The organism is Sulfurospirillum arsenophilum NBRC 109478 (genome assembly GCF_000813345.1).
GTDB lineage: Bacteria > Campylobacterota > Campylobacteria > Campylobacterales > Sulfurospirillaceae > Sulfurospirillum > Sulfurospirillum arsenophilum.
In genome coordinates this window covers 69,687-95,862 of record NZ_BBQF01000003.1, presented here as the reverse complement: position 1 = coordinate 95,862, position 26,176 = coordinate 69,687, and the positions used below count along the sequence as shown (strand labels likewise).

The 26,176-nt window shown below is 41.2% G+C and carries 29 protein-coding genes; 14 read left to right on the top strand and 15 right to left on the bottom strand.

The features are described from left to right. Nucleotide 1 precedes the first annotated feature (1 nt). The 9 genes from cysD (at nucleotide 2) to mnmA (ending at nucleotide 10,035) form a co-directional block, all read left to right on the top strand. Nucleotides 2-880 (top strand): sulfate adenylyltransferase subunit CysD, encoded by an 879-nt coding sequence (cysD, locus tag SAR02S_RS08060; RefSeq protein ID WP_041958656.1) that lies wholly within the window; start codon nucleotides 2-4, stop codon nucleotides 878-880. Beyond that, nucleotides 880-2,253, top strand: a complete 1,374-nt coding sequence (locus SAR02S_RS08055; RefSeq protein ID WP_041958654.1) for a sulfate adenylyltransferase subunit 1 — start codon at nucleotides 880-882, stop codon at nucleotides 2,251-2,253. Before cysD ends, SAR02S_RS08055 begins: the two co-directional genes overlap by 1 nt. 9 nt (nucleotides 2,254-2,262) lie before the next feature. After that, nucleotides 2,263-2,469 carry a sulfur carrier protein ThiS gene (thiS, locus tag SAR02S_RS08050; RefSeq protein WP_041958652.1) on the top strand — a complete coding sequence of 69 codons (207 nt, stop codon included), beginning with the start codon at nucleotides 2,263-2,265 and terminating at the stop codon, nucleotides 2,467-2,469. Next, the gene (locus tag SAR02S_RS08045) at nucleotides 2,466-3,272 is read left to right on the top strand and encodes a HesA/MoeB/ThiF family protein (RefSeq protein WP_041958650.1); all 807 of its coding nucleotides are present in this window, start codon (nucleotides 2,466-2,468) and stop codon (nucleotides 3,270-3,272) included. Before thiS ends, SAR02S_RS08045 begins: the two co-directional genes overlap by 4 nt. Next, nucleotides 3,269-3,664, top strand: coding sequence for a M67 family metallopeptidase (locus SAR02S_RS08040; RefSeq protein WP_041958648.1), 396 nt, complete (start codon nucleotides 3,269-3,271; stop codon nucleotides 3,662-3,664). The genes SAR02S_RS08045 and SAR02S_RS08040 overlap by 4 nt, the downstream gene beginning before the upstream one ends. A 196-nt stretch (nucleotides 3,665-3,860) precedes the next feature. Continuing rightward, nucleotides 3,861-6,143 carry a ferredoxin-like domain-containing protein gene (locus SAR02S_RS08035; protein ID WP_041958645.1) on the top strand — a complete coding sequence of 761 codons (2,283 nt, stop codon included), beginning with the start codon at nucleotides 3,861-3,863 and terminating at the stop codon, nucleotides 6,141-6,143. Continuing rightward, nucleotides 6,140-7,408: a uroporphyrinogen-III C-methyltransferase gene (gene cobA, locus SAR02S_RS08030; protein ID WP_041958643.1), complete on the top strand. Its 1,269-nt coding sequence runs from the start codon at nucleotides 6,140-6,142 to the stop codon at nucleotides 7,406-7,408. Before SAR02S_RS08035 ends, cobA begins: the two co-directional genes overlap by 4 nt. A gap of 145 nt (nucleotides 7,409-7,553) precedes the next feature. Next, complete coding sequence (locus SAR02S_RS08025) at nucleotides 7,554-8,834, top strand: aminotransferase class V-fold PLP-dependent enzyme (protein WP_041958641.1); 1,281 nt, start codon at nucleotides 7,554-7,556, stop codon at nucleotides 8,832-8,834. A gap of 181 nt (nucleotides 8,835-9,015) precedes the next feature. Beyond that, nucleotides 9,016-10,035 carry a tRNA 2-thiouridine(34) synthase MnmA gene (gene mnmA / locus SAR02S_RS08020; RefSeq protein ID WP_041958639.1) on the top strand — a complete coding sequence of 340 codons (1,020 nt, stop codon included), beginning with the start codon at nucleotides 9,016-9,018 and terminating at the stop codon, nucleotides 10,033-10,035. A 47-nt stretch (nucleotides 10,036-10,082) separates the two neighbouring features. On the opposite strand, the gene SAR02S_RS08015 is transcribed toward mnmA, so the two are convergent. Genes SAR02S_RS08015 through SAR02S_RS08005 form a run of 3 tightly spaced genes read right to left on the bottom strand, consistent with a single transcriptional unit; the run spans nucleotide 10,083 to nucleotide 12,663 of the window. Beyond that, complete coding sequence (locus SAR02S_RS08015; protein WP_041958637.1) at nucleotides 10,083-10,847, bottom strand: sulfite exporter TauE/SafE family protein; 765 nt, start codon at nucleotides 10,845-10,847, stop codon at nucleotides 10,083-10,085. A 27-nt stretch (nucleotides 10,848-10,874) separates the two neighbouring features. Further along, a complete protein-coding gene (locus SAR02S_RS08010) occupies nucleotides 10,875-11,582 on the bottom strand; it encodes an Aq_1264-related membrane protein (RefSeq protein ID WP_041958635.1) in 708 nt (235 codons plus the stop codon). 13 nt (nucleotides 11,583-11,595) lie between these two features. Continuing rightward, the gene (locus tag SAR02S_RS08005) at nucleotides 11,596-12,663 is read right to left on the bottom strand and encodes an ethylbenzene dehydrogenase-related protein (RefSeq protein ID WP_041958633.1); all 1,068 of its coding nucleotides are present in this window, start codon (nucleotides 12,661-12,663) and stop codon (nucleotides 11,596-11,598) included. A gap of 105 nt (nucleotides 12,664-12,768) precedes the next feature. Here SAR02S_RS08005 and SAR02S_RS08000 point away from each other — a divergent pair, with 105 nt between their 5' ends. Further along, entirely contained in the window at nucleotides 12,769-13,440 is a 672-nt protein-coding gene (locus SAR02S_RS08000) for a response regulator transcription factor (protein WP_041958631.1), read from the top strand. A gap of 1 nt (nucleotide 13,441) precedes the next feature. Continuing rightward, nucleotides 13,442-14,863: a sensor histidine kinase gene (locus tag SAR02S_RS13235; RefSeq protein WP_052433573.1), complete on the top strand. Its 1,422-nt coding sequence runs from the start codon at nucleotides 13,442-13,444 to the stop codon at nucleotides 14,861-14,863. On the opposite strand, the gene SAR02S_RS07990 is transcribed toward SAR02S_RS13235, so the two are convergent. The 10 genes from SAR02S_RS07990 to SAR02S_RS07945 form a co-directional block, all read right to left on the bottom strand. Continuing rightward, entirely contained in the window at nucleotides 14,846-15,292 is a 447-nt protein-coding gene (locus SAR02S_RS07990; protein WP_052433572.1) for a C-GCAxxG-C-C family protein, read from the bottom strand. The genes SAR02S_RS13235 and SAR02S_RS07990 overlap by 18 nt on opposite strands. 9 nt (nucleotides 15,293-15,301) lie before the next feature. Then, nucleotides 15,302-15,532, bottom strand: a complete 231-nt coding sequence (locus tag SAR02S_RS07985) for a thioredoxin family protein (RefSeq protein WP_041958629.1) — start codon at nucleotides 15,530-15,532, stop codon at nucleotides 15,302-15,304. Next, a complete protein-coding gene (locus SAR02S_RS07980; protein WP_041958627.1) occupies nucleotides 15,529-15,990 on the bottom strand; it encodes a rhodanese-like domain-containing protein in 462 nt (153 codons plus the stop codon). The genes SAR02S_RS07985 and SAR02S_RS07980 overlap by 4 nt, the downstream gene beginning before the upstream one ends. A gap of 9 nt (nucleotides 15,991-15,999) precedes the next feature. Further along, the gene (locus SAR02S_RS07975; RefSeq protein WP_041958624.1) at nucleotides 16,000-17,433 is read right to left on the bottom strand and encodes a sensor domain-containing diguanylate cyclase; all 1,434 of its coding nucleotides are present in this window, start codon (nucleotides 17,431-17,433) and stop codon (nucleotides 16,000-16,002) included. Nucleotides 17,434-17,482: 49 nt separating this feature from the next. Further along, nucleotides 17,483-18,442: a permease gene (locus SAR02S_RS07970; protein ID WP_052433571.1), complete on the bottom strand. Its 960-nt coding sequence runs from the start codon at nucleotides 18,440-18,442 to the stop codon at nucleotides 17,483-17,485. Further along, the gene (locus tag SAR02S_RS07965) at nucleotides 18,435-18,839 is read right to left on the bottom strand and encodes an arsenate reductase ArsC (protein ID WP_041958621.1); all 405 of its coding nucleotides are present in this window, start codon (nucleotides 18,837-18,839) and stop codon (nucleotides 18,435-18,437) included. The genes SAR02S_RS07970 and SAR02S_RS07965 overlap by 8 nt, the downstream gene beginning before the upstream one ends. A gap of 105 nt (nucleotides 18,840-18,944) precedes the next feature. Further along, entirely contained in the window at nucleotides 18,945-20,051 is a 1,107-nt protein-coding gene (locus tag SAR02S_RS07960) for a hypothetical protein (protein ID WP_041958619.1), read from the bottom strand. After that, a complete protein-coding gene (locus SAR02S_RS07955) occupies nucleotides 20,052-20,768 on the bottom strand; it encodes an outer membrane lipoprotein-sorting protein (RefSeq protein ID WP_041958617.1) in 717 nt (238 codons plus the stop codon). Between the two features lie 9 nt (nucleotides 20,769-20,777). After that, nucleotides 20,778-22,016: an ABC transporter permease gene (locus SAR02S_RS07950; protein ID WP_041958615.1), complete on the bottom strand. Its 1,239-nt coding sequence runs from the start codon at nucleotides 22,014-22,016 to the stop codon at nucleotides 20,778-20,780. Continuing rightward, a complete protein-coding gene (locus tag SAR02S_RS07945) occupies nucleotides 22,013-22,699 on the bottom strand; it encodes an ABC transporter ATP-binding protein (RefSeq protein ID WP_041958613.1) in 687 nt (228 codons plus the stop codon). The genes SAR02S_RS07950 and SAR02S_RS07945 overlap by 4 nt, the downstream gene beginning before the upstream one ends. Nucleotides 22,700-22,898: 199 nt before the next feature. Here SAR02S_RS07945 and SAR02S_RS07940 point away from each other — a divergent pair, with 199 nt between their 5' ends. Both SAR02S_RS07940 and SAR02S_RS07935 read left to right on the top strand, forming a co-directional pair. Further along, nucleotides 22,899-23,336: a DUF411 domain-containing protein gene (locus tag SAR02S_RS07940; protein WP_041958611.1), complete on the top strand. Its 438-nt coding sequence runs from the start codon at nucleotides 22,899-22,901 to the stop codon at nucleotides 23,334-23,336. Continuing rightward, complete coding sequence (locus SAR02S_RS07935; RefSeq protein ID WP_041959374.1) at nucleotides 23,323-23,622, top strand: c-type cytochrome; 300 nt, start codon at nucleotides 23,323-23,325, stop codon at nucleotides 23,620-23,622. The genes SAR02S_RS07940 and SAR02S_RS07935 overlap by 14 nt, the downstream gene beginning before the upstream one ends. Here SAR02S_RS07935 and SAR02S_RS07930 read toward each other — a convergent pair. Beyond that, nucleotides 23,619-24,626 (bottom strand): rod shape-determining protein, encoded by a 1,008-nt coding sequence (locus SAR02S_RS07930; RefSeq protein ID WP_041958609.1) that lies wholly within the window; start codon nucleotides 24,624-24,626, stop codon nucleotides 23,619-23,621. The genes SAR02S_RS07935 and SAR02S_RS07930 overlap by 4 nt on opposite strands. A gap of 2 nt (nucleotides 24,627-24,628) precedes the next feature. Then, complete coding sequence (locus SAR02S_RS07925) at nucleotides 24,629-25,372, bottom strand: TerC family protein (protein WP_041958607.1); 744 nt, start codon at nucleotides 25,370-25,372, stop codon at nucleotides 24,629-24,631. Between the two features lie 119 nt (nucleotides 25,373-25,491). Between SAR02S_RS07925 and SAR02S_RS07920 the strand changes: the two genes are divergently transcribed. Next, entirely contained in the window at nucleotides 25,492-26,163 is a 672-nt protein-coding gene (locus SAR02S_RS07920; protein WP_041958605.1) for an MqnA/MqnD/SBP family protein, read from the top strand. Nucleotides 26,164-26,176 lie beyond the last annotated feature (13 nt).

Here is a 26,176-nt window from a genome sequence, read left to right as displayed (position 1 = left end):
TATGGATCATTTAGACCGACTCGAAGCGCAGAGTATCTACATTTTGAGAGAAGCATACAGAAGCTTCCCAAACCTTGCCATGCTTTGGAGCATTGGTAAAGACAGCACCGTACTTTTGTGGCTTACGCGAAAAGCATTTTTTGGACATGTGCCCTATCCGTTGGTACACATCGACACGGCGTTTAAAATTCCTGAGATGATTAAATACCGCGATGAAATCGCCGTACAGTGGGATTTGAACCTCGTCGTTGGACAAAACAAAGAAGCACTTGCGAAAGGTGAAACTTTTGTCAATGGACTCGATCGTCTCAGTTGTTGTAAAAAGCTTAAAAGTGACGCACTGAAGTACACACTTGATGGTACATGGGCACGACGCAAATGGAATCCTTACAAAAAAACATGGGAAGATGAGTTAAACGGAGCACCTTATACGGGTGTCATTGTTGGTGTTAGGGCTGATGAAGAGGGAAGTCGCTCCAAAGAGCGCGTCTTTTCAGCACGTGATGAAAAAAGCGAATGGGACGCAAGTACGCAACCGCCAGAACTTTGGAATCAGTATAAAACCGATTTTGCGCCTGGAACGCATGTGCGCATTCACCCACTTTTGGAGTGGACGGAGCTGAACATTTGGGAGTACATTGAGAGGGAAAACATTCCGATTATCTCGCTTTACTTTGACCAAGGCAATGGTAAACGTTACCGCTCTTTAGGCTGTTATCCGTGTACGGCACCTGTGGACTCGGTGGCTCGTAACCCAAAAGAGATCATCGAAGAGCTGACCAGTGGTAAGTTTAAAGACATTGCGGAGCGTTCTGGTCGCGCCCAAGACAAAGATGGCGGCGGCACGCTTGAAGCACTAAGAAAAGAAGGATATATGTAATGCAAAGACTCAATATTGTCATCACAGGACACGTCGATCATGGTAAGAGTACGCTCATCGGGCGTCTGCTTGCCGATACCGACTCATTGCCACAAGGAAAACTTGAGAGTGTGAAAAAGATGTGTGAAAACAACGCACGTCCGTTTGAGTACGCTTTCTTGCTTGACGCACTTGCCGATGAGCAAAAACAAGGCATTACGATAGACAGTGCGCGCGTCTTTTTTCAAAGTAAAAAACGAGAGTACATCATCATCGATGCACCCGGTCATATCGAATTTTTGAAAAACATGATCAGTGGAGCGTCTCGTGCTGAGGCAGCGTTGCTTCTCATCGACGCTAAAGAAGGTGTGGCGGAGAACTCTAAACGTCATGGTATGTTGCTCTCTCTTTTGGGCATCAAACAAGTGGCGATTGTGGTCAATAAAATGGACTTGGTCAACTTTAGTGAAATCGCCTTTACAAAACTGAAAGTGGAGTACAGCGAATACCTTGCAACATTGGGTATTAAAAGCGACATCTTCATCCCGATCAGTGCAAGAGAAGGTGTGAATTTGATCGAGCATTCTAGCTCAACACCATGGTATAAAGGGCCAACCGTTTTAGAAATTTTAGATAGTTTCAAAAGCGTGGAAGAAAAAGAGAATGACGATTTTAGAATGCCATTGCAAGATGTGTACAAGTTTACACGTGACAACGATGACCGCCGTATCTATGCAGGAACCGTAACCAGTGGTGAGCTAAATGTCGGTGATGAAGTGGTATTTTACCCTTCTCTTAAACGTTCTAAAGTTGCAAGTATCGAGAGCTTTAACACCGAAGTCAAAACGAGTGTCAAAGAGAGTGAGGCGATTGGCTTTACACTTCAAACACAAATTTACGTGCGAAACGGTGATGTGGTAGCCAGAGCTGATCAAAGTGCGCCAAAGGTGAGCAACCGTTTTGAAGCGAACCTCTTTTGGTTGGGTTCAAAACCCTTGGAGCTGGATAAACCGTACAAAATAAAGATCGGTTCAGCACAAAGCACGATCTATCTTGAAGAGATCAAACGTGTGATCGATGGCGATACGTTAGATCGTGCCGACGAGCCAAGTGTCGGACGCCATGAAGCAGCATGCGTCATCTTTAGAGTACACGATCTTTTGGCGATGGAGCTTTTTGCTGAGAACCAAAAGTTAGGTCGTTTTGTCATCGTTGATGAGTATGACATCGCAGGCGGTGGTATCATTACTGAAGTTTTGGAGCAGTACACAACACGTCGCACAAAGTCTTTACATGTAAGCGATATTTTGGTCGACAAAGCAAGTACCAGTGCAGAGTTTGAAGAGGAGCTTTTTGCCCTGCTTCGTAAACATTTTCCACATCAATTTAATTAAGGATAGTCTATGAAATTAATAATAAACGGCGATGCAAAAGAAATTAAAGATGGTATTAGCTTACCAGAACTACTCATTATCGAGAATGTAGAACAACCTGACATGGTTTCCGTTCAACTTAATGACGAGTTTATAAGACAAGATGAACACAAAAATATTGTCTTAAAAGATGGCGATGAGATCAACTTTTTATACTTTATGGGAGGTGGCGCGTGAGAGATTTTAGCGATGAGGAATTAGAGCGTTATTCACGTCACATCATCCTCCAAGATGTGGGTATTGAAGGGCAAGAGAAGATTGCTAATTCTAAGATTTTAGTGATTGGCGCGGGTGGACTTGGCTCTCCTGTGGCACTTTACTTAGCCGCAGCAGGTGTGGGCGAAATTGGCATCGTGGATGGCGATGTGGTTGACCTTTCAAACCTTCAACGTCAAGTCATTCATGCCACAGCAGACATTGGTGTTCCTAAGGTTCTCTCGGCGAAAGCGAAAATGGAAGCGATTAACCCCAATGTTAAAGTCACCGTCTATCAAAAATTCTTAGACGCTTCAAACATTTTAGACATCGTCAAAGGCTACGACTTTGTCATCGATGGAACCGACAATTTTTCGGCGAAATTTTTGATTAACGATGCGTGTATCTTGGCAAATGTACCTTATTCACACGGTGGCATTTTGCGTTTTGGCGGACAAACGATGACGATTAAGCCGCATGAGAGTGCGTGTTACGCGTGTGTGTTTGACAGCCCTCCCCCTGCGAATGCGATTCCTACATGTTCGAGTGCGGGCATTTTAGGCGCAGTTGCGGGCATGCTTGGAACCATCCAAGCCGCAGAAGCTTTAAAATACATCGTCGGTGTAGGTGAGCCCCTTTACAACAGACTGTTAACCTTTGATGCAAAAAGTATGAATTTTAGAAATGTGAATTTCAAGAAAAACCCTAAATGTCGTGTGTGCGGTGGCGAGGGAATTAAAGAAATTAGAGATTATGAAGCGGTGGTTTGTGAGGCAAAACTATGATTAAAATCCCACAAAGCGTGTACGATGAAATCGTCGCACACGCCTTAAAAGATACACCCATCGAAGCGTGTGGTTATCTTGCAGGAATAGAGGGCGAAGTAAAATACGCCATCCCTATGAAAAATACGGATGCGAGCAATGAACACTTCAGCTTTGATCCGCAAGAGCAGTTTGATGCGTTTAAAAAGACGCAAAAAGAGGGGTTGAGACTGATCTCTGTTTACCACTCTCACCCAGAAACACCCGCACGTCCGAGCGAAGAGGACATTCGTTTGGCGTATGATCCTAATGTGAGTTATGTTATCGTCTCTCTTGCCGGTAAAACGCCTGACATGAAGTCATTTATTATTAAAAATAAAACGGTTGAAAAAGAAGAAATTGAAATTATTTAAAGTCCGTAAAGCGCGTTGAAAAATGTAAAACAGCTTACGAAATAACCTTCTATCGACACGGTTGAGACACGATGGGAACCCCGAAACGCTCCGCTTATTCGTCCCATCGGCTCAAAGTGTCTCTTTCAGGTCATTTCTTCGCGTTTTACTCTGAACTGCTTTACAGTTTTACATGTAACGATAAGGAGTTACGATTATGAGCAGATATACTATCCCTGAAATGGTCTATGAAGACCTTGAAGTTTTCAAAAAAAACCATGCCGAGTTTTTGGCTGGAACGCTTGATGAGCTTACTTTTAAAACGATGCGAGTCCCTTTTGGTGTGTATGAGCAACGCGCGGCCAATACCTTTATGGTGCGCATCAAACTTGCAGGCGGTATCCTAACCCCCAAACAACTTTTAACACTCTCAGACTTGGCTGAAAAGTACGCGCACGAGGCGATTCACATCACCACACGTGGCGGCGCACAGCTCCACTATGTCAAGATCGAAGACATCATCGACATTATCACAACATTGCACAGCATTGACCTCAGTGGTCGTGGTGGCGGAGGCAATACTGTCCGTAACGTTATGGCTGACCCACTTGCAGGCACAGCGAAAGATGAAATTTTCGATGTTTCACCTTACGCCCTTGCGATGACTTCTAAAATGCTAGAGCAAAAAGACTCATTTGCTCTTCCACGAAAATTTAAAATCACCTTTAGTGGCTCAGAAGCAGACCGCGGTTATGCAACCATCCATGATGTAGGCTTTATCGCTAAGATTCAAGATGGCGTGAAAGGGTTTAAACTCTTCACCGCTGGCGGTATGGGTGCGAAGTCTCGTTTGGGAACACTGTTGCGTGACTTTGTACCAGACACCGAGGTCTTTTTATACTCTCAAGCCATCAAACAAGTGTTCGACAAATACGGCAACCGCAAAAACAAACATGCTGCGCGTCTTCGCTTTTTGTTTGAAGATCTTGGTCTTGAAGAGTTTAACAAACTCCTTGACGTAGAGCTTAAAGCAGTAAAAGCAAAAGGTGACTGGGAAATGCCCATCACTGAAATTGAACGCGACTTCGGCGATACTACGCATGAGCCATTTACGATTCCTGAAAATATTAAAAAATGGTGGAACCGCTACGTTTATGCCCAAAAACAAGAGGGGCTTTACGGATGTAAAGTGCCTGTGCATTTAGGCGACATTCACTTTGAAAACGCACGCGCTCTTGCCAATGCTTTACTTCCTTTTGGTGAAGATGTCCTTCGTTTTACAGGTGACCAAAACCTCTACATCCGAAACCTAACAGCGCCTCAAATGGTAAGTTTACACGACATCTTGCAAAAATTTTCTGTTGAAGTCTCTAAACCAACGCTCTTTGGCGATATGGTCGCGTGTACGGGTGCGGCAACGTGTCAACTCGGCATCGCTCGCCCTCGTGGTGCAGTCGATGCGATTCAAAAACGCCTCAATAAACTCATCGATGAGCGTGATTATGACGCCCTTCAAGGATTTAAAATCCATTTATCTGGTTGTCCAAACAGTTGTGGAAAACACCTCATTGGCGATCTTGGCTTTTTTGGAAAAGTGCAACGCAATGAGGGCTACTCCTACCCAGCTTACAACGTCGTAGCAGGTTCACGCACCCATGGTGATGGCAGTGTCTATGCACAAAAAGCGGGTGATGTTGCAGCGTTTCATGTCCCTGCGTTTGTGGAAGAAGTTTTGGATACGTGGCTTTTACATGTAAAGGCATACGAGAGTTTTGCAGACTGGATTGACGATGGTGGACTTGCCATCATTACAGAGATCAGCAAAAAATACGTGGATATCCCCTCGTTCAAAGAGGACAAAAACCCTTACTTTGATTACGATGCCGTTGAGCTCTTCTCTTTGAAAGGTCGAGGAACAGGCGAATGTAGTGCAGGTATGTATGACCTCATCGAAGCCGATAAAAAGGCACTTAAAGAAGCGTTAGAAAAAGAAGAGAAAGACTATGAGTTGATTCGTCTTTTAGCCGCTCGTATGCTACTCGTCACACGTGGAGAGGATGCACGCGATAAAGCAGGTGTTCTCAAAGCCTTTAAAACACTTTTTGTCGATACAACACTGCTCAATGCTTACTTTGGCACTATGCTAGAGGGCGATGCGGATGAAAAATCTATCGAACTGGCTGAAGAGGTCATCAAACTCTATGAGACAATGGACAATACCCTGAAATTTGCCAAAGAGAAAGAGCTCGCAGCAGCGGCTACACAGACCGAAGAAAAATCAGCCCATTTTAAAGACCTAAGCGGTGTGGCGTGCCCGATGAACTTTGTCAAAACAAAGATGGAACTCTCCAAAATTGGAAGTGGCGAAGTCTTAGAGATTTTGCTCGACGATGGCGCACCGATTGACAATGTTCCAAAATCTGTCGCAGGCGAAGGACACAAAGTTGAAAGTACCACCAAAGAAGGTAACGGCTGGCGCGTAAGGATCGTTAAAAAATGAGTACCTTAGGCATCGCGCTCACACCTAAACGCACGCTTTTGATTGGGGCGGGCAAAGTCGCCGCACAAAAAGCGCGCGTACTGGACAGTCTTGATTTTGCGTATGAAATCGTCGCAGAATCAAGGCTCGATGCCTATTTTGATTCCAAAACCTTTACATGTAAAGCGTTTGAGGATGCTGATGCAGAAGGGTTTGAGGTGATTATTGACGCGAGCGGCAATGAGAGCGTGACCAAGCGTTTGGTTGCTCTGAAACCTCAGCTTCATTTTTGGCTCAACGTCGTGGACGTTCCTGAACTCTGTGATTTTTACTTTAGTGCGCTTACCCGTCGTGGCGACATTCAAGTTGCGGTGAGTAGTGGCGGTAGTTCGCCAACCTTAGCGCAAGTCATTCGTAACAAAATTGAAAAAATTCTACCGCATGATTTGACCTCTTTAATTGAGCGTCTGAAAAACGAGCGTAAAAAGCCAGACCGCGATTTGGATAAACTAAGAGACATCGCCAAAGCGGGTGTTGGAAAAGTCTTTCTCATCGGCTGTGGCACAGGTTATGTGGGCAATCTCACGTTAGATGCTTTAAATGCCTTTGAACTGCTCGATGTGGCGTTGGTGGATGCGCTGGTTTCAGAAGAAATTCGCTCCCTCATTCCGCTTACATGTAAAGTCGTCGATGTCAGTAAAAAGAAGGGTTTTCACTCCAAAACACAAGATGAAATCAATGCTCTTTTAGTGGAGTATGCTAAAGAGGGGTTGGTTGTCGGACGGCTTAAAGGGGGCGACCCACTTCTGTTTGGTCGCTTGGGTGAAGAGAAGCAGGTCTTAGCAAAAGAAGGCATTGCGTTTGAAGTCATCAATGGCATTACCTCAGCCCTAAGATCATGCACGGTTTCAGGCATTGTGCCAACGATTCGTGACATTTCCAAAGGGGTAACCATCGTCTCGGCGCACCTTCGAGAGACGCTTTTCAATGATGATTGGGTGAGCATTTTGAAACAACCCTTGCATACGGTTATTGTTTTGATGGCACACAGTTTTGCGAAAAAGATCGAAGATGCCATAGCTAAACATGGTATCGACCCCAACCTTCCCGCCGCGTTTGTCTCGAAGATTGACCTACCCGATCAGATTACCATAGTGGGAACTGTGGGAAAATTAGATAAAATGGCAACATTATGCGCCACACCCGCGGTCTTAATCATCGGTGAGTGTGTCGCAAAAGAGAATATAGTACCAGCCGTTAATAGCGGCAAAATCATTTACATGTAAAAAGCTAACCAGCTTCAAAATAAACCCTCTCTCGACACGGTTGAGACACGATGGGAGCCCCGAAACGCTCACGCTTTTCGTCCCATCGGCTCAAAGTGTCTCGTTCAGGTTTTTTCTACGCGATTAGCTTTATAAAGGATATTTCATGGGATTTACGACCAAAGCATTGCATGCCAAACCTGCACACAAAGACCAACATGGCGCAATGCGCTTCCCTATTTACCAAAGTTCAGCCTTTGAATTTGAGAAAGCAGAAGACCTTGAGGCTGTTTTTAAAGGTCAAAAGATGGGACATGTGTATACACGCTCCTCAAACCCGTCTATTGAAGAGTTTGAACTCAAAATCAAAGCGATCAGTGGTGCTTTTGGTGTCATAGCAACTGCTACGGGTATGGCAGCCATCTCAAATGCGCTGTTTGCACTTTTAAAAAGTGGCGATAACATCATCACAACCAAGTACCTTTTTGGCAACACGCTCTCCTTATTCCAAACACTTTTCAGTGATTTTGGTGTGGAAGTGCGTTATGTGGATTTAAGCGATTTAGAGGCAATCAAAGCCAATATTGATGCGAAAACACGCTTCCTTTTTTGCGAAAGTATCAGCAATCCACAGCTTATCGTACCTGATTTTAGTGCGATAAAAAGTGTTTTAAAAGAGCTTCATGTCCCTTTGATCGTCGATACAACAGCGACACCTTGGAACATCTTTGATGCTAAAAAACACGGTGTGGATATTGAGATTATCTCCGCAACCAAATACATTTCAGGTGGTGGGCATGTTTTGGGTGGTTTAATCATCGATAATGGCACCTTTAATTGGAAAAACCATGCGACACTTGAGCCTTACTACAAGAAATTTGGACCCAATGCGTTCATCGCACGTCTTCGCAAAGAGACTTTTAGAAACCTAGGGGCTTCACTTTCGCCTCAAAGTGCTTACTTACTTTCCTTAGGGCTTGAAACGCTTGATCTAAGAGTGCAGAGAAGCTGTCAAAACGCGCTTTTAGTGGCAAAGCACTTGCAAACAAAAACTGAAATTATCAGCGTTGAGTACCCCTTTTTAGAGAGTTCTTCTGCGTATGCTAACGCTTCCAAACAGTTTAGTGGTGGCGGAGGACTTGTGAGTTTTAGCTTTAAAGACAAAGAAGCCACCTATGCCTTTTTAAATCGCCTCAACATCATCAAGCGAGGAACGAACGTCCAAGATAACAAATCTTTGGCGATTGCAACGTACCACACGATTTACGCGGAATACTCTGTTGAACAAAAAGCAGCTTACGGACTCACAGAGGGGATGATTCGTCTTTCTGTTGGTATTGAGGATTTGGAAGATTTGATCACAGATATCGACCAAGCATTAGCCTATCAAGAGACACTCACAGTGGAAGCTAGATCACCAAAAGATAATTATGCTTTTGATGTTTAAAAAATTTTAGACTAAGGTGCCCCTTTTAGGGCTAATCTACGAAGACACGTAAAGACTTTTACTCTTTAGACGTCGGTTTTAAGCGTAGCGTGGGCTCACTCGAAGTGAACTCAGTGTTAACGTAGCTTTTGAAGCTTTGCTTTGAAAGCGTGCCAAAATGAAAATAAAAGAGGTTTTATATATGAAAGTTGCACTACTGATGAGCGGAGGCATAGATTCTAGTTACTCCGCTTATTTACTTAAACAAGAAGGTCATGAGGTTATAGGTATTTATCTTAAACTCCATGAAGATGAAAAAAAACACGCGGTTAATATCGCTAATATTGAAAAAGTAAGCAAATATTTGGAGATCGAAACACACGTTATAGATGCCAAAACGCTTTTTAAAGAGCATGTGTATGACTACTTTGTACGCTCATACGAGCAAGGACTCACCCCAAATCCTTGTGCTTATTGTAACCCACGTATGAAATTTGGCTTTGCGTTTGAAAAAGCGATGGAAATGGGTTGCGAGAAAATTGCGACAGGACATTACGCTCGCGTTGAGAACGGTCATATCAAAGAAGCCTTTGATATGAGTAAAGACCAGAGTTATTTCCTTTTTGGACTTAAAAAAGAGGTGATTGAAAAGATCATTTTCCCACTGGGCGATATGCTTAAAGTTGACATCAAACCTATAGCCTTAGAAAAATTACCTTGGCTTGGTACGCTTGAAACCTATAAAGAGTCACAAGAGATCTGCTTTGTGACCGATACCTACATTGAGGTCTTAAAAAAACATCACAATGTCGATCAAAAAGGCGTTATCAAAGATGTTGAAGGCAACGTGATCGGTGAACATAAAGGCTATATGCACTACACCATCGGTAAGCGAAAAGGGTTGACGATTGATGGAGCACATGACCCTCACTTTGTCGTGAACATTGATGCGAAAACCAATACGGTCATCGCAGGAACCAAAGAAGATCTCATTCAAACGAAAGTAATCGCAGAGAATTTCTCCTTAGGCGAAGATTTTAAAGAAGGTGAATACGGCGTCAAAGTACGTTACAGAAGCGCTAAAACCAAAGCGCATGTGAGTGTTGTTGACGGCAAGATCGTTGCGCAGTTACACGAAGGTGTTTACGGACTTGCAAGCGGTCAAGCGCTGGTTGTGTATCAAGATGACCTCGTCATCGGTGGCGGCTGGATCGAAGCGTAAAAATTTTTAGGGGCAGTTTAAAAGCTGCCCTACGTTTACATGTAAAGCTACAAAACCCCTGCAATCAATAAAAAAGCCACAACGCCAAGCATCCACGCTACGATAAAACGAATAAACTCAATACTCACTTTTTTCAAGAAAAACTTTCCAATTAACGTTCCTATAAATGCACTCAGAGTTGCGATAACGATCAATTCCCATTGTGCTAGTGCGCTTTCCCAATGCTTTGCATAAAGACTTAAGCGAGAGAGATCAACAATAACCGCAATGCTCACGCCTGTGGCTAAAAAAACCTCTTTTGAAAGTGCATTTTGCGTTAAAAAGAGACTTCGAAACGCTCCTTGATTTCCACTAAGCCCTCCAAAAAAGCCACTGAGTGCGCCTCCTAGCCAAAGCTTTTTAAAGGCATTGGGAACGCGAAGTGTTGGACTAGACTCCAAAATCAAGAAAAATACGATGACTAAACCGATGATAAGTTTAAGTGGCGTAACATTACATGTAAAGCCAAAAAGGGTATAGGTAAACCCCAAACTCCACTCGCTTAAAAGATCCAAACTCCAAGCACCCAAAAGGGCAAAAATAACCGCAGGCACGCCAAAGCGTAGTAGGATGGAAACATCGCTGTGTTTTACCAGTAGAAAAAATTTTAAAAGATTATTTGAGAAGTGAACGATAGCCGTAATGGCTATGGCAATCGGAAGCGGGAAAAAAAGTACGATAATGGGCATCAAAAGCGTACCCAAACCAAAACCAGAAAAGAAAGTCAGCAGTGAAGCAATAAACGCTACCCCCGCGACAAGAAAAATCTCCATCAAAAGCCTTTACATGTAAAGAGGGGATTACCCCTCTTTTTTCCATATATTAGCCAAAATAAGTACACTCATCAAAAGAATAGACGAGACCATCAGCCCACCCATCGCAAAGATGAGATAAACCAGTTCTGGCACAAATTTTGAAAACCACCATGAGAAAATATCTAAAAACGCTCCACCAAAAGAGGCAATTATCAGTATATTTCTCACACTCTCTTTGTACGTCGTATAGGCAAATAACAGTGTCACGATCAGTAGAAATGTCGAGATACCAAACATGTGAATATGTGCTTGTTTGGACATTTTTGACCATGAATACCCAGCATCGGTATGCGTAAGCACTTGCTCATAGGTATCAAACGGCATTGAAGGAATCGCTTTGCTCATTTTAGAGGTTTTACTATGACAATTCGCACAATCTTTTTGGATGATTTTCCATGCGTCATCATAGAGTTTACCCTCTTTTTTAGTACCCTCTTTAATCCAGTTATGTACGGTATCAATATCTTCATCATCCGTCACTTCTTTGTACATGCTCCCTTTCATTGCAGAAACAATGGAGGGCATTGTGTATTTGTTTTGTATCTGTGAAATAGTTGGTATATTAAACCCTGCTTTTTCACCAGATAACTCTAAACCTAAAAGAATAACAGATGAAATTGTTGCGGTTATCACAAAGAGCAAAAACAGCGAAATCGCTGTTTTTGCTGGTGTGTTGAGTTGTTGAATCGACACACGCTCTCCTTTTTTACTTGAATCTAAGCTCTATACTTCCATCATGGAACACATGGTTGATTTGAGAGTTATCAAATGCTGCTACACCAAAGAAGTAAGCTTTTTTCAGATCACTAAACTGTACATCTTGTTCAGCATCTTTTGGGGCTGTTGTCACAAGCGCTCTTTTCATCACCAGTGTCCACTTTCCATCTTTCCAAACAGCACTTGTCTCGATGTCACCCGCTGAGCCTGTATGTTTGGTTACGATTGGACCAGGAATTTTATCGCCTGCTTTGAAGGTGTCAACAAAAGGAACTTTGTTCTCATCTTTGATGGAGCCAATAGCATTATCTTTTGGATCTTTGTTCATAAACGCAGGTCCTGTTTTGGCTTCATTGATGTTGTTTTTATAGCCACCTTGTGTTTGGTCATCACCTTTTCTGCCCCACTCTTTGTTGAGTTTTGGATCATTGGTACTGTCAACATATTGATCATGGGTTTGGTTAAAAGACAAGCCTGTTCTCACACCTTTCCAATGCCACATATCAATGGTCTCGCCTGGATTATTGGTGTATTTTCGACCCGCAGAAGTGTCATCAAAGCCATTATTTTTACCCTCTTTGGTAATGTGACAAGCGATGGCGCATCCTTTTTTCTCAAAACCTTTGGTATTGATATTCCAAAAAAGTGCCGCTTTATCTTCATAATAAGTATTGTCTTGCCCCGCTTGATCTAATGTTTTAAGCTGTTTCCATGAACCATCTTCTTGTTTTACCCACGGTTGTCTGTCAACACTATAGGTTGGATCGTCGTATTGGAGTTTGATATAAATATTTTTATCATCGTAGAGTGATTTAATCACTGCTGTCGATTTAAGCATCCCTTTGTAACCCTCTGGTTTATACGGTGTATCAGTGAGTGGAACACTTACTTCTTTTGCCTTTGCCCAAGCAGCATCACCCGCATCGAGCGTTGCAGGTGTACCTTTAACACTCTCTAATTTATAATCTGCTGCAAATACACTGGATGCTAATAACATCGTACTTGCCATAACAACTGATAGCCCCGCAGTTGAAAGTTTGTGTGAAAACCCTTTCATGAAAACTCCTTTTTATAGTGTGAAGAGAAGTATCACATCTTTTTATTTCATCAACATTAACGTTTTATTAATTTTTTTTAATATTTCTTTGGCTACGATGAAAGCATGAAACTCTTAATCATTGAAGATGACCCAAAAATTCTCTCATTTGTTCAAAAAGGTCTCCAAGAAGAAGGCTTTATCGTCGATACCGCTAGTGATGGTGAAGAAGGACTTTACCTCTCGGAGCAGTATTCGTATGACCTTCTTATTCTTGATTGGATGTTGCCAAAGCTTGATGGATTGAAGATTTGTGCAAAACTTCGAGATCAAAAAATCGTTACACCCATCTTGATGCTAACGGCTAAAACGAGTGTGGAAGAGCGCATCGCAGGGCTTGGCTGTGGAGCGGATGACTACTTGGTAAAACCTTTTGTTTTTGCCGAGTTGGTGGCACGTGTACGCTCCTTACTTCGCCGTTCATCGTATAATTTCAATGAACGCTTGAGTCTTGACACCCTTGAAGTCAATGTTTCCAAACGCGTCGTAACACGTTCTCAAAAGCCTATTTCGCTTACGTCTAAAGAGTTTGATATTTTGGTTTATCTGCTGCTCAATCAAAATAATATCATCACCCATACCCAACTGCAAGAGAAAATTTGGGGCATTAATGAAGCGACTTCGAGCAATATCATTAACGTTTTTATCCACCATTTGCGCCATAAAATCGACATGGAAGGAGAGAAACCTCTCATTAAAACCATTCGTGGTTCTGGTTATAAAATAGAGTCCTGCTAAGATGGAGATTATCCTCTTTGTTTACGGTCTCTCCTTTTTTATTTTAGGCGTTTTGGTTCTATTTGTACGAACCAAAGAAAGTGCTATTTTCTTTGCACGCAAAATCTGGTTGCTCGGTGTTTTTGCTATCTTGCATGCTTTTGTGGAGTGGGTTTTTCTTTACATGTATCTCTACCCCCAATACGAACCTCTTTTAAGTCCCATAAAGTTTATTTTACTGCTTCTGTCTTACCTCTTTTTATTTGAATTTTCACGTTTTATCGTAAGAGAAAGCTTTAAAGATAAGCGCGCTAAGCTTCATTTTCTACACACCCTTTACGCCGCACCTGTTATTTACATCATCAGTCTCTCCAGCCTTTTAACCTTGATTCTCATTCACCCATCCTTAGATGATGCCATTGCCGCCATTCGTTACACGTACGGCTTTTTTGGCTCTTTACTTCTGGGTATTGGACTTTACTATTATGGGGAATCGCTGAAAAAAAGTGAATACGTCGAACGCCTCAAAATTTACTTTAAAATCCCAGGCGTTGCGTTTATCTGCTACGCGCTTTTAGCGGGAATTGCCGTCGCTCCAACCCACTATTTTCCTGGTAACATCATCAACACTGCATGGTTTTTGGACACCATTGGCATTCCTGTACAGTTTTTTCGTGCTCTTTGTGCTTTGGTCATTACGATCTGTTCCATTAAAGCGTTACAAATTTTTAGCGATGAAACACATCTTAAGATGATGAAATCGCTTCGGCAGATCAAACGCTTCTCTTCCGATGTTTCCCATGAACTCAAAACACCTTTAACAGCGATGAAAGGTGAAATCGAAGTAGCCCTCAAAGAGCCTCGTACAAACGCAGAATACCAAAAGATTTTATACTCCAATCTTGAAGACGTCGATACCTTGCAGAGTATCGTCAAAAACCTTCTTATGCTAACCTACATCGAAAAAGAGTCTCTTAAAAGTAAATTTACACAGCAAAATTTAGATGATATTGTCCTCAATGCTATCGAAGATCTGATGGTTGTAGCAGCACAAAAAAATAGTGCATTTGAAATTGCCGCCCTAGAAAGTATTTCAATCATGGGTGATGCCATTTTGCTCAAAACGGTCTTTTCGAATCTCATTGAAAATGCGATCAAATACAGTCCGTATCACGCAACGCTTACCATCTCATTGACACAAGAAAATGACAAAGCAATTTTTTGCATCGAAGATGAAGGTAGTGGTATTGAAGAGGAAAAGCTCAAACTTATATTTGAACGCTTTTACCGTGCAGATGACTCACGCTCTAAGCAGATTAAAGGATTTGGCTTGGGGCTTTCCATTGTTCAGCAAATCATTGAAGTGCACGATGGAAGTATAACGGTGAAAAACCGTAAACCTCATGGACTTGAAGTAAAGGTGGCGCTACCTACTTTCCAGTAGCGTTTCGACCTCTTTCACAGCATAAGCAACATAAACGTCGCACTTACAAGCTTTGCAATTGCCCTCTTGAAATTTGACACCTGCATCAGGAGAACTCAAAGAAAAGCCTAAAAGCGTACCACAGTCACACGAGCCAAACATCTCCTCAAAACGTTCTTTGAAGAGTTGGACATTGTGATAGAGCGGATCTTTTGGCATACGTGCATCTGTACGCCCTTGAAGCAGAGAAAGTGCCATTACCCCACCGCTAAATGCTCCACAAAGCCCCTTTTCTGTGCGTGCCATTCCACTGCCAAAAGCAGAGGCAATGGCAGGAATCAAAGGAGAGTCGATGCCATATTCTTCTGCAACCGCTTTTAAAACCGCTTCACTGCAAACATACCCCTTGGAAAAGAACTCCAGTGCTTTTTGCTCTACCGATTCATTCATCTTTTCTCCTTAACCTAGCAGTGCTATGATCTCATCAACGCTGAGAAGTTTTCCACTACTCACGACGTTACCATCGACAACCAAAGCAGGGGTTGATGTGACACCATACGCCATGATTTTCATAATATCTTCGACTTTCTCAATCTGCGCAAAAATCCCTTTTTTAGCTACAGCTTCTTTTACATGTAAGCTCAACGTTTGACACTTTGCGCACCCTGTTCCTAAAATTTCGATCTTCATTTTTTCTCCTTTGAAGATTGATACTCCTCTAAAAACTCTTTCGCATTCTCACCGCGTAAAAAGTCGGCTGTTTTTAAAAGTCCATCATTCAAATACTTTGCGTTGTAACCATTCATGACTAAAAAAAGACGCGCGAGGTTTGATCTGTCATTATGCGGACATGCTGTGATGATGAGCTTATCTTTAGGAAGCTCACCCAGACGTTTAGGTAGCTCATTAAGCGGAATGTTTTTCGCAAAATTCATATGCCATACTTCAAACTCTTCACGAAATCGCACATCCACTAAAATAGCTTTCCCCTCTTCAATGAGAGCAAGCATATCGGGTGTTTTGATCTTCATATTTTCGCGCTCTTTATAGTCAAACGCTAAAAGGTACTCTTCAAAACTAACTTTTTTGAGCTCCACTGCTTGTAAAAACCCAAGAAGTACGAACAGACTCAACAAAACTTTTTTCATTTTTTTTCCTTATGCAACAACCACTTGGTTTTTCCCTGCTTTTTTGGCTTCATAAAGCGCATTATCAACTTTATGAACCAGCCCATCTTGGCTTTCCAGACTACTCATTTCTCCAAGACCAATGCTGACAGTCAAGGGTCGTTGTAAGAGTTCATTTAGCACTGTGTCTTCTTTGATCGCATGGCAAATCTTCTGTGCAATTTCTGTGGCATTTTGAGGCGTAACATCAACCAAAAGAAGGGCAAATTCCTCTCCACCCCAGCGAGCAACCATATCGGAAGCACGAAGCTCTACTCTTAAAATATCAGCGACCCGAACAAGCGCTTCATCTCCAATCAAATGCCCATACGTGTCATTCACACTTTTAAAATCATCGATATCAATCAGTAAAAGTGTGAGTCTATTTACCCCTTTTTTATAGCGTTTATAGAGTTTTTCAAAGTCATCATTAAACTTTCTACGGTTGGCAAGTCTTGTCAGAGAGTCTTCACTCGCCATCTGTACAAGCTGTTTTTGGTAAATATTGATCGTATAAAGAATGATCAAAGTCACCAACGCGGTCACGATAATCGAAGCAAACAAATTGCTGTAAAACGTCTTTTTGATCTCATCCAAATACTCTTTTTTATTGATCTCCACAAACAGATGCAACTTCAATTTTTCAATGTATTTTGTATTGAGAAGGTATTCACCGTCTTTATCTTTATAGTCAAATTGAGTCTGTTTATCACTAAAAATAGCCTCTTGAATTTTATTGAGCCCTTCGATATTAGCGATATTGCCACGCTTATTGAGCCCTTTAGAAAAGAGGGTTAACTCGCCTCTTTGATCGACAAAATAGACATCGTATTTGTAACGCGTCTTAAAGGAGGTGAGCATCTCTTCGATATTTAAAAGCCTCACACCCACACCTGTTACACCGATCATTTGGTTACTATAGTCCATGACTTTATAGTTAATGAACATCACCAAAAAATCGCCTAAATTGGCATTGTGATCAAGATTAATCTCATAAGGCTCTGCTTGATTTTTAAAGTTAAAGTACCATGCATCGGCGCTGTTCTCTTTATTGACAACATCAATGAGTCCTCTTGGATGATAGTAATGCTTCGTTTTATCCGAGACTAAAAAGGTGGTAAAGATGTCGTATTTTTGTTGAATTTCCGTAAGATAGCGCATGATGCCATTGATGTCTGTTTCACCCTCTATAATCCAGTCACGCAAAAACGTATCATTAGACATCAGTGATGAAACCAAAAGCGGTTCAATCATACGCTGCTGTATCTCAGTATAGATGTTATCAACCGAGAGGGGCAAAGAGGTATTTTGCAGTTGCTCTTGCGTATCACGAACATTTTTCATGTAATTGATGATAGAGCCTGTAATGGAGACGCCTAAAAGCAGTCCCGCTATGATGATGACAACTTTGGTTTTTAATCGCATAGTCTCTCCTTAGATACGCGATTATAACACAAAACAGATGCTCAAAATACTACAGAATTGCATTAAAAAGATACCCAACACCCATAATACCAAGCGCAACAATGCCAAAAAAGATCGCAATAAGCTTTACATGTAAAATACGTTTTAGGATAAGCGCTTCAGGCAGACTCAAAGCCGTAATCGCCATCATAAGACTTAGTGCCGTTCCAAGCAACATCCCTTTACTGGTCAAGACTTCGATAAGTGGCATAACACTTGCGGCACTCGCATACATAGGAACACCCATCAAAACGGCTAGTGGAACACTATACCATCTGTTTTCTCCCGTATAAGCTACTATCATTTCGGTAGGAATATAGCCGTGTATCCATGCGCCAACGCCGACACCAAGGAGGACATAAAGATAAATTTTTACAAAAATATCCGCTGTATTTTGCCACGCTTCAAGAAGGCGTTTCTGCCACGACAATGTGATCTGTACCTCTTCCAACTCGCCCTCCATCGGAACAACAGGAATCAACACATAATGTTCAAGTTTTAATTTCCCAATCACATACCCACCAAGGATTGCAACCAAGAGTCCAAAACCGATGTAAAGAGCGGTGATCTTCCAGCCAAACAGTCCAAAGAGAAGTGCAATGGCGACTTCATTGTTCATAGGCGAGGAGATAAGAAAACTAAAGGTAATGCCCATAGGAATGCGTGCTTGCATAAACCCTAAAAACAGAGGAATGGCAGAACAGCTGCAAAACGGTGTTATAATGCCAAAAAGTGCTGCCAAGATGTTTCCCGTAAAGGAACTTCTGCGTTGTAAATACGTTCTAATTTTTTGGGTATTGAAGTAGGTACGTAAAAAAGAGATTAAAAAAATAATGGCTACTAATAAAATATAAATCTTCACGGTATCGAAAATAAAAAAGTGTAACGCTTGTGCTTTTTGTGTGGTTGCATCCAGTCCAAAAAACCCGTACACCAAATAATCAACCATGCTCTCCCAAAGACTAAACATCGTTAAGCTCCTTTTCGATGATGGGTAAAAGCTCCGCTTCTATAGCTTTACATGTAAGAATAAATGCGCCATAATCTTTACCGTCAGGATCGGAAAATCCCACATGAATTTTAGGAACAGAACGAGGAAACATCGGGCACGTTTCGTTGGCGTGATCACACACCGTAACAACCAAATCAAAGTTTACATGTAAAACCTCATCCAACGTTTTGGAGTGATATGACTCTTTCCAAATGCCCTCTTCTTCGAGAACTTTTTTAGCATAAGCATTCACTTTGCCCGTAGCACGTACGCCTGCACTATAGGCTTCAATGCCTTGTAATTTTGCATTTACCAGTGCTTCTGCGATGATGCTTCGACAACTGTTCCCTGTGCATAAAATCAATACTTTCTTCATGTCTAAACCTTTACATGTAACAATGGAGTAATTGTAGCGTAAAGTTATCATTATATCAAGATATATTGATGTATTATACCTCTCTGAAAAACATTGTGATGCTCTCTAAAAATACCAATAAAGTTTCGTCCATAACGTATCTTGAACCAGTTTAGAGCCATATTCAGAGCCTCTTTGACCATCGTTGATATTGTACGAAATATCCAAGAGCATGTTGTTTTTGAAACTGTACGTTGCGCCAAAAGAGTTTTGCATCGACTTATCTTCGAGGTTGTAGATGTTTTTATAGTAAAGAGACCCATACAGCCAATCAAAGGGCTCTTTTTGTGAAAACTTGTTCATAAAATACTGATGATCGTAAAAAGGTTCTGATTTACTGCTCTGATTTTTTTGGTAAAAATACTCGCTGGTAATACTGAGTTCAAACTCGGTTAAATACTTCAACCCAACCAAATAAGCATAATCATCCGCCCCCAGTGTTTTAGCAAACTCTCCATGTACTTCAATGTTCGTTTGAATATTTTTAGAAAAATCTAGCCCTATTTTATCGCTCTGCTCACTTCGATGATAATAGATAAGATCAATATCCGTATCATACGCCAAGAAATAGGCTTTAAACCCTACATTATTTTCCTCTTTTTGGCTAAAATCACTGTTCATATGGTCATTATTTTGCATCACAATGAGATCCAACGAGACATTTCTCACATTCCCATCGTAGCTTTTGTTATACCGATAATTTGCCATCACATACCCCTCACGCGAAGCATCAGGGTCATTTGGGTCTTTCTTTCGATCAAAAAAAGCGATGGGATTGACGAAGTAGCCTTTTCCCCATTTAGGAGCTTTTTTACCGACCTCTATAAGATTATTTTGGTCAAACTTATACTGCATGAAGAGTTGCGCGATGGTGTAGGCATCACTGTACTCTCCGTCAATATCGTTGTAATTCACCATCACTTCAGAGTCCAGTTTAATGGCATCGTGAAAGTAAGCAAATTTTAAATCACCTTCACTGCCATAGCTCTTCATGCTCTCTTTGTTTTTGGTACGAAACTGTGGTGAATCTTCATTTAAACCTTGAAGTTTATTTTCACCTTTGAGATAACCACTCAATGTATAGGGTTTGACCTCGATAGCATCAAGGTCAAAATCGTAATCTCCTGCATTGCTTAAAACTGCTGCAAAAAGAATTACATGTAAAGGTTTCATCTATTTTCTAAACTCATGGACTTTGCCGATATTTTCAATGGTAAAGAGTTCATCAGAGACATTGCGCTCTGTGATCTTTCCATAAACCATAATGGACTTGTAGCCTTTATAAAGTGGCGAATCCGTCTCAATCACCGCAGGTCTTACAATACCCCCACCAAAGTCTTTCATATCTTTGTAATAGAGCGTTTTTATGAGCATCCCCGTAGAAGTATAACAGGCTATTTTTGTCGGTGTCACTGTTTTTTTATCCACTTCCATCAACAATTTATCGTATGCAACCGTCTCATTTTTAGCTTTGAGATCCAAAACAATCGTAGCACCCTCATCTGTTTGACTTTTGATGTCATATTCAGCCGAGAAATCGAGTTGCATAATATCGCTGTTATTAAATACACCACCCACCACACTTTGCATGGAAGTAATGCGAATAGGCTTACCCACATCGGGTAAATAAAGCCACATATTTTCATCCAATCTCAGTGTACTCCTGCCTTTTTCACTATCGGGCTGTAAGAACAACGAGACAATTTTATCTTTGCCTTTTTTGATCTGATAGAGCAAAAACTCTTTTTTGCTACCATCAGGCTCGATGTTAATGAGTTTTTTATAGCTATCCGCAGAACTAGGACTGAGCTTTTTATCCACCTGTTCTAAAATGCTTTCCGCTCCAAAAAGTGCTAGCGTTGTAAGTAAAAAAAGTATGATCTTCTTCATGGTGTTCTCCTAATAGGTACGTAACGCTTCAACAGGATCAAGTCGTGAAGCTTTGATGGCGGGAGATATGGACGCGACGAGTGAGATCAAAATAACGATGATACTCACACTAAGTATCTCATTTAACCCTAAACTCGGTGTTAAAATAAGACCGCTCTGTTGCCCGATGCTATAGGTAATCTTGACAATGTTGAGAAGATAAACAATTCCCAAAGACAAGATGCTTCCCACAACCGCCCCAAACACGCCTAACATCAAGCCTTCACATAAAAAAAGTTTGACGATGGTCAAAGGCGGTGTGCCCATCGCCGCAATGGTTCCTATTTCTCTGACACGCTCAAACACGCTCATGATCATCACATTAAGGATGGAGATAAGAACAATAGAGATAAGAATGATTTGAATCGAAATATTCATAAGGTCTATCATCTTAATGATGTTATAAAAAGGAGAGAGTTGCTGCCATGTATGAATTTCCAAAATAGGCTTTCCCTCTTTATTGAGTTTTTCTAAGAGTGGCTGAAGTGATTTTTCTGCAACTCCTAGTTTTTCTACATCTTTGAGGCGAAGGACGATTTCACTGATCTCCATTTCATTGTTCATACGCAGTGCCTTCTTGGCATCTTCAATATGAATGTACCCATCTCGTCCTCCTGGTCCCATGACTTGCCCCACAATACCAGCAACTTTAAGGTTAATGCCATTGACGGAACCATTTTTGTTATTGGCAACCAAGACGATAGTATCGCCTATTTTGACATCCATCCCTTTGATAAGCAGTTCAGGAACGATGATTTCGCCTGGTTTAAAGGTACCATTCATATCCGAAATTCGACTTTCAAGCAGTGGTAACGTTGGAAATTCATCTTTAGGATTAATCGCGTTAAGTCTGATGTTGGTCGTACTGGTAAAGTTAGAAAACATTGCACCAAACTTAATACGGTAAGAGGTACTCTGCACATAAGGGTTAGACGCTAACGTTGATTCGATAAATTCTAACATTTTGGCATTGAGGTTTTTATCGAGAGGGAGGTTATCGACAGAAGCAACATACCCTTTTTTGTGTATCTGAATATGCCCCATTAAAGAATCGGTAATCTGCCCAACCGTGTAACTTTTAAAGCTCCCTGACATTGCCGTGTAGATAAGTACAAAGATGACACCTATTGTAATAAGTGAAGCCGTTAAAAGTGTTCTTCGATAGTTTCGTTTGAGATTTCGATACGAAATTTTAAGGATATTGTTCATTTGCTCATCCTTTGATCTGCGACAACTTCACCATCGACAATGGTGATGAGTCTGTCCACATTAGAGACTATTTTTTCATCATGCGTCGCAAACACAAAAGTGGTTTGATGCTCTCTTTGGATTTTTTTCATCAGCTCAATAATCATATGTGCTGTTTTAGTATCAAGATTTGCCGTAGGTTCGTCCGCAAAGACGATTTTTGGATTGGTCACGAGTGCTCTTGCTATGGCGACACGTTGCATCTGACCGCCCGAGATTTTATCGGGTGTTTTATCTTTGTGCTCTAACATCCCAACCTCCTCTAAAAGCTTTAGAACTCTTTTCTGGCGCTCTTTTTCCTCGAGATTTTGTACCATAATTAGGGGATATTCAACATTCTCATAAACGCTCAAAACAGGGATAAGATTGAAACTTTGAAAAATAAAACCAATGTTTTCACCTCTAAAGTTAGCCCTTTGTGTTCGATTCATGGTCGTTGTGGAAGTGTTGTTGATAACGATTTCACCTTCAGTGGGCGTATCAAGGCAACCAAGCATATTCAAGACCGTACTTTTACCACTGCCACTAGGACCGATCAGTGAGATAAACTCGCCTTCATGTATCTCTAAAGAGAAATCTTTGATAACCTCTTGAACCATTTCACCGATGCGATAAACCTTTTTAAGGTGCAGTGCTTGAAGCATATTCTTACCTTTTTGTTTGATTTTAAAAAGTATAGAAGACGTATATTAATGAAATGTTAACATTTTTTTACTTTTTTGCATCCTTTAAAAAATGAGAACAAAAATTGCGAATTTAAAATTATAATTTTTTTCGTCATATTTAGTTTTTATTTAATGAAATTTGCTACGATTTAACATCTTACATGTAAAAAGGTTTTGTATGAAAAAAATAGTTTTAACCAGCCTCATTTTAGGCTTTTTTATCTCGCTTTTTGCCGAAACACTTCCACCTGTTACTGTTTATAAATCCAAATATTGCGGGTGTTGTGGCGAATGGGTGAAACATATGGAAAAAAATGGCTTTAAAGTGACTGTCGTTGAAACAGAAGCGCTCAATGAAGTGAAAATCAAATACAATGTCCCCGCCCCACTTGCTTCATGTCACACTGCAATTATTGGTAATTTTATCGTCGAAGGTCATACACCAGCGAGCAGCATCAAGCATTTTCTCAATGATGCTCCTAAAGATGCCATCGGCTTAGCCGTTCCCGGTATGCCTCTTGGATCTCCTGGAATGGAACAAGGCAATATGAAACAACCCTACGATGTTTTAGCGTTTGACAAACAAGGTAACACCGTTGTTTTTGAAAAATTTTAGTCTTTTTGCCCTCGCGGGACTTTTACATGTAAACCTTTGGAGTGCGAGCAATGAAGTACTGTATAACTCATGCCGTTTTTGCCATGGGGAAAAAGGTGAGGTGAATTATTTAGGGAAAGTTGAGCCAATCAAACGGCTTGATAAGCCTTCTCTCATAATCCTTTTGCAAAGTTATAAAAAAGGCGAAATTGATCAAATTGGGCTTGGCAAGCTTATGCAAGCCCAAATAGCAAATTTCAATGATGCAGATATTGAGCAACTCAGTAACTATATTACTTCGTTTTAAGCGCCTAAAAGTGGACTGTAACGAGCTTCTTCCATTGCCCGCCCTGCCCCTAAAATGATGTTTTGCAGAGGGTTTTCCACAGGATTGACTCTTATTTCTAATTTCTCACTGAGGTAACGATCAAGCCCTTGTAGCATTGAAGAGCCTCCTGTGAGCAAAATGCCTTGATCGTAAATATCTTGAGCAAATGCAGGGGGAAGTTCTGAGAGCATGCTGTGTGTTAATGAAACTATTTTATCGACCATAGGTAAAATAGCTTGACGCACGTCGATGGAACTTGCAACAAAGCGTTCAGGAAGTCTGGAGACGAGATTTTTCACATTGATCTTCATCGTTATCGCTTCATTCATAAAAGGATTTCCCAACTCTTTTTTCAAACGTTCCGCATCATTGTGAGAGACAAGCACTCGATGATGTGCTTTAAAATACTCAATGACCGCTTCATCGAGGTCATTTCCAGCAAGACGAAGCGACTTACTCATAACGATACCATTGCATGAAAGCAGCGAAATATCACTCACGCCCGCTCCAATATCGAGCACTAAAACGCCCTCAGCTTTCTCAATCGCCTGCATGGAACCAAGGGCCGCAGAAAAAGGATCTTTGATGAGCATCACATTACGAGCGCCACCATCTTTACACGCTTCCATCACAGCACTTCGCTCCATCGAATTGAGATCGCTTGGAACACTGACAACAATGGTTGGTTTGAAAAATCGGCTCTGTGCGATACGTGCAATTACCTCTTTGATATACGCTTTCGCCACCGTCAAATTAGCAATCGCCCCTTTGGAAAGCGGATGCATGACTTCAATGTATTTGGGGTTTTTACCCCACATGCGCCTTGAAGAAGCTCCACCGTCAAAAAATGAGTTTCGATTATTATCAAAAGCAATGGACGTGGGTTCATCTAAAATAATCCCACGGCTTGGTTGATACACAAGCGTATTATTAGTACCAAGATCAATGGCAAAGGCATTGGAAGAACGAAGGAGAGAAAACATAATTACGCCTCTTTTTGAGCTACTGACTTTTTAGCTTTTTTCTTACGACTGTAAATATTAATCGACTCAACCGCAAGCGAGAATGCCATAGCAAAGTAAACATACGCTTTTGAGATATGAAAATCCAACCCCTCTGCAATCAATGTTACACCGACTAAAATCAAAAACGAAAGTGCTAAGATTTTGATGGTTGGGTTCACATCAATAAAATGTGAAATGCTCTTACTTGCAAACATCATGACACCCACAGCAATCACAACGGCTAAGATCATAACGATGATGTCATTGGCCATACCCACAGCAGTAATGACAGAATCAAGAGAGAAAACGATGTCTAAAATTGCGATCTGAATCAGCGTATTGAAAAAACCACGTGAACCTTTTTTAAGCTCTTTTTCCTCTTCGCCAGCCTCTTCAATGTCTTGGTGAATCTCCGTCGTTGACTTAGCAAGAAGAAAAAGCCCCCCCACAATTAAAATAAGATCTCGTCCTGAAATCTCTTGTGCAAAAATAGTAAAAAGGGGTGAGGTGAGCTTCATAATCCAAAAGAGCGAAAGAAGTAGCAGGATGCGCGTGATCATCGCAAGAGCAAGACCAAAAATTCTTCCTTTGTCTCTTTGGTGTTGTGGTAAACGCCCCACCAAAATAGCAATAAAAATAATATTATCAATTCCAAGTACGATTTCCAAAGCGGTTAATGTCAAGAGTGCCATCAATGCTTCTGCTGTAAATAACGATTCTAACATCTTTATGTCTTCCTAATTTTTTGTTTTCATTGTACCAATTTTTGGGTATAACTCTTCTTAGTAAACCATCTTGTTAAGCTATGTGAGTTATAATATTCTTCCCAAAACAAGGAGTCTGTATGGTTTTTGGTAAGATAGATTATATCAATCTTCTTCCCTTTCATGTTTTCTTGAAACGCTCTTCGCTTCCAAACGCTTTTAAACGCTCTTGTGAGCACCAAAAGGCTGTTCCTTCTAGCATTAATCGTAAGTTTAGAAAACGTGTCGTGGATGCCGCATTTATTTCCAGTATTGAAAGTAAACGCAAATCAATTACCCCTTTGCCCATTGGCATTGTGGCGCAAAAAAATGTTAAAAGTGTCATCATTAAAGAAGGTGAGGCGAAAAGAGATCCCGCTTCTGCAACGTCAAATATGCTCGCTCGCGTCCTTGGACTCGAAGGTGAAGTGTTTATAGGAGACCGTGCATTAAAACTCTATTTAGAAGCACCTGAAGAGTACATTGATCTTGGTAAAACATGGCATGAGAAGTATCATTTGCCTTTTGTCTTTGCACGCTTGTGCATCAATGCACAACAACGCTTCTATAAAAAGCTCTCTGCTAAATTTGTGCAACGTCCGATTAAAATTCCTAACTATATTTTGAAAAAATACTCTCAAGAGCGCGGTATTTCCCCTTATGACATCAAAGAATATCTCAAACTTATTAGCTATACTATTGGAAAGAAAGAACAAAAAGCCCTCTTCATATTTTTAAAAAAAGCAAAACGAGCACAGAAGCCTTCATCGTAAAATCCTTAAAGGA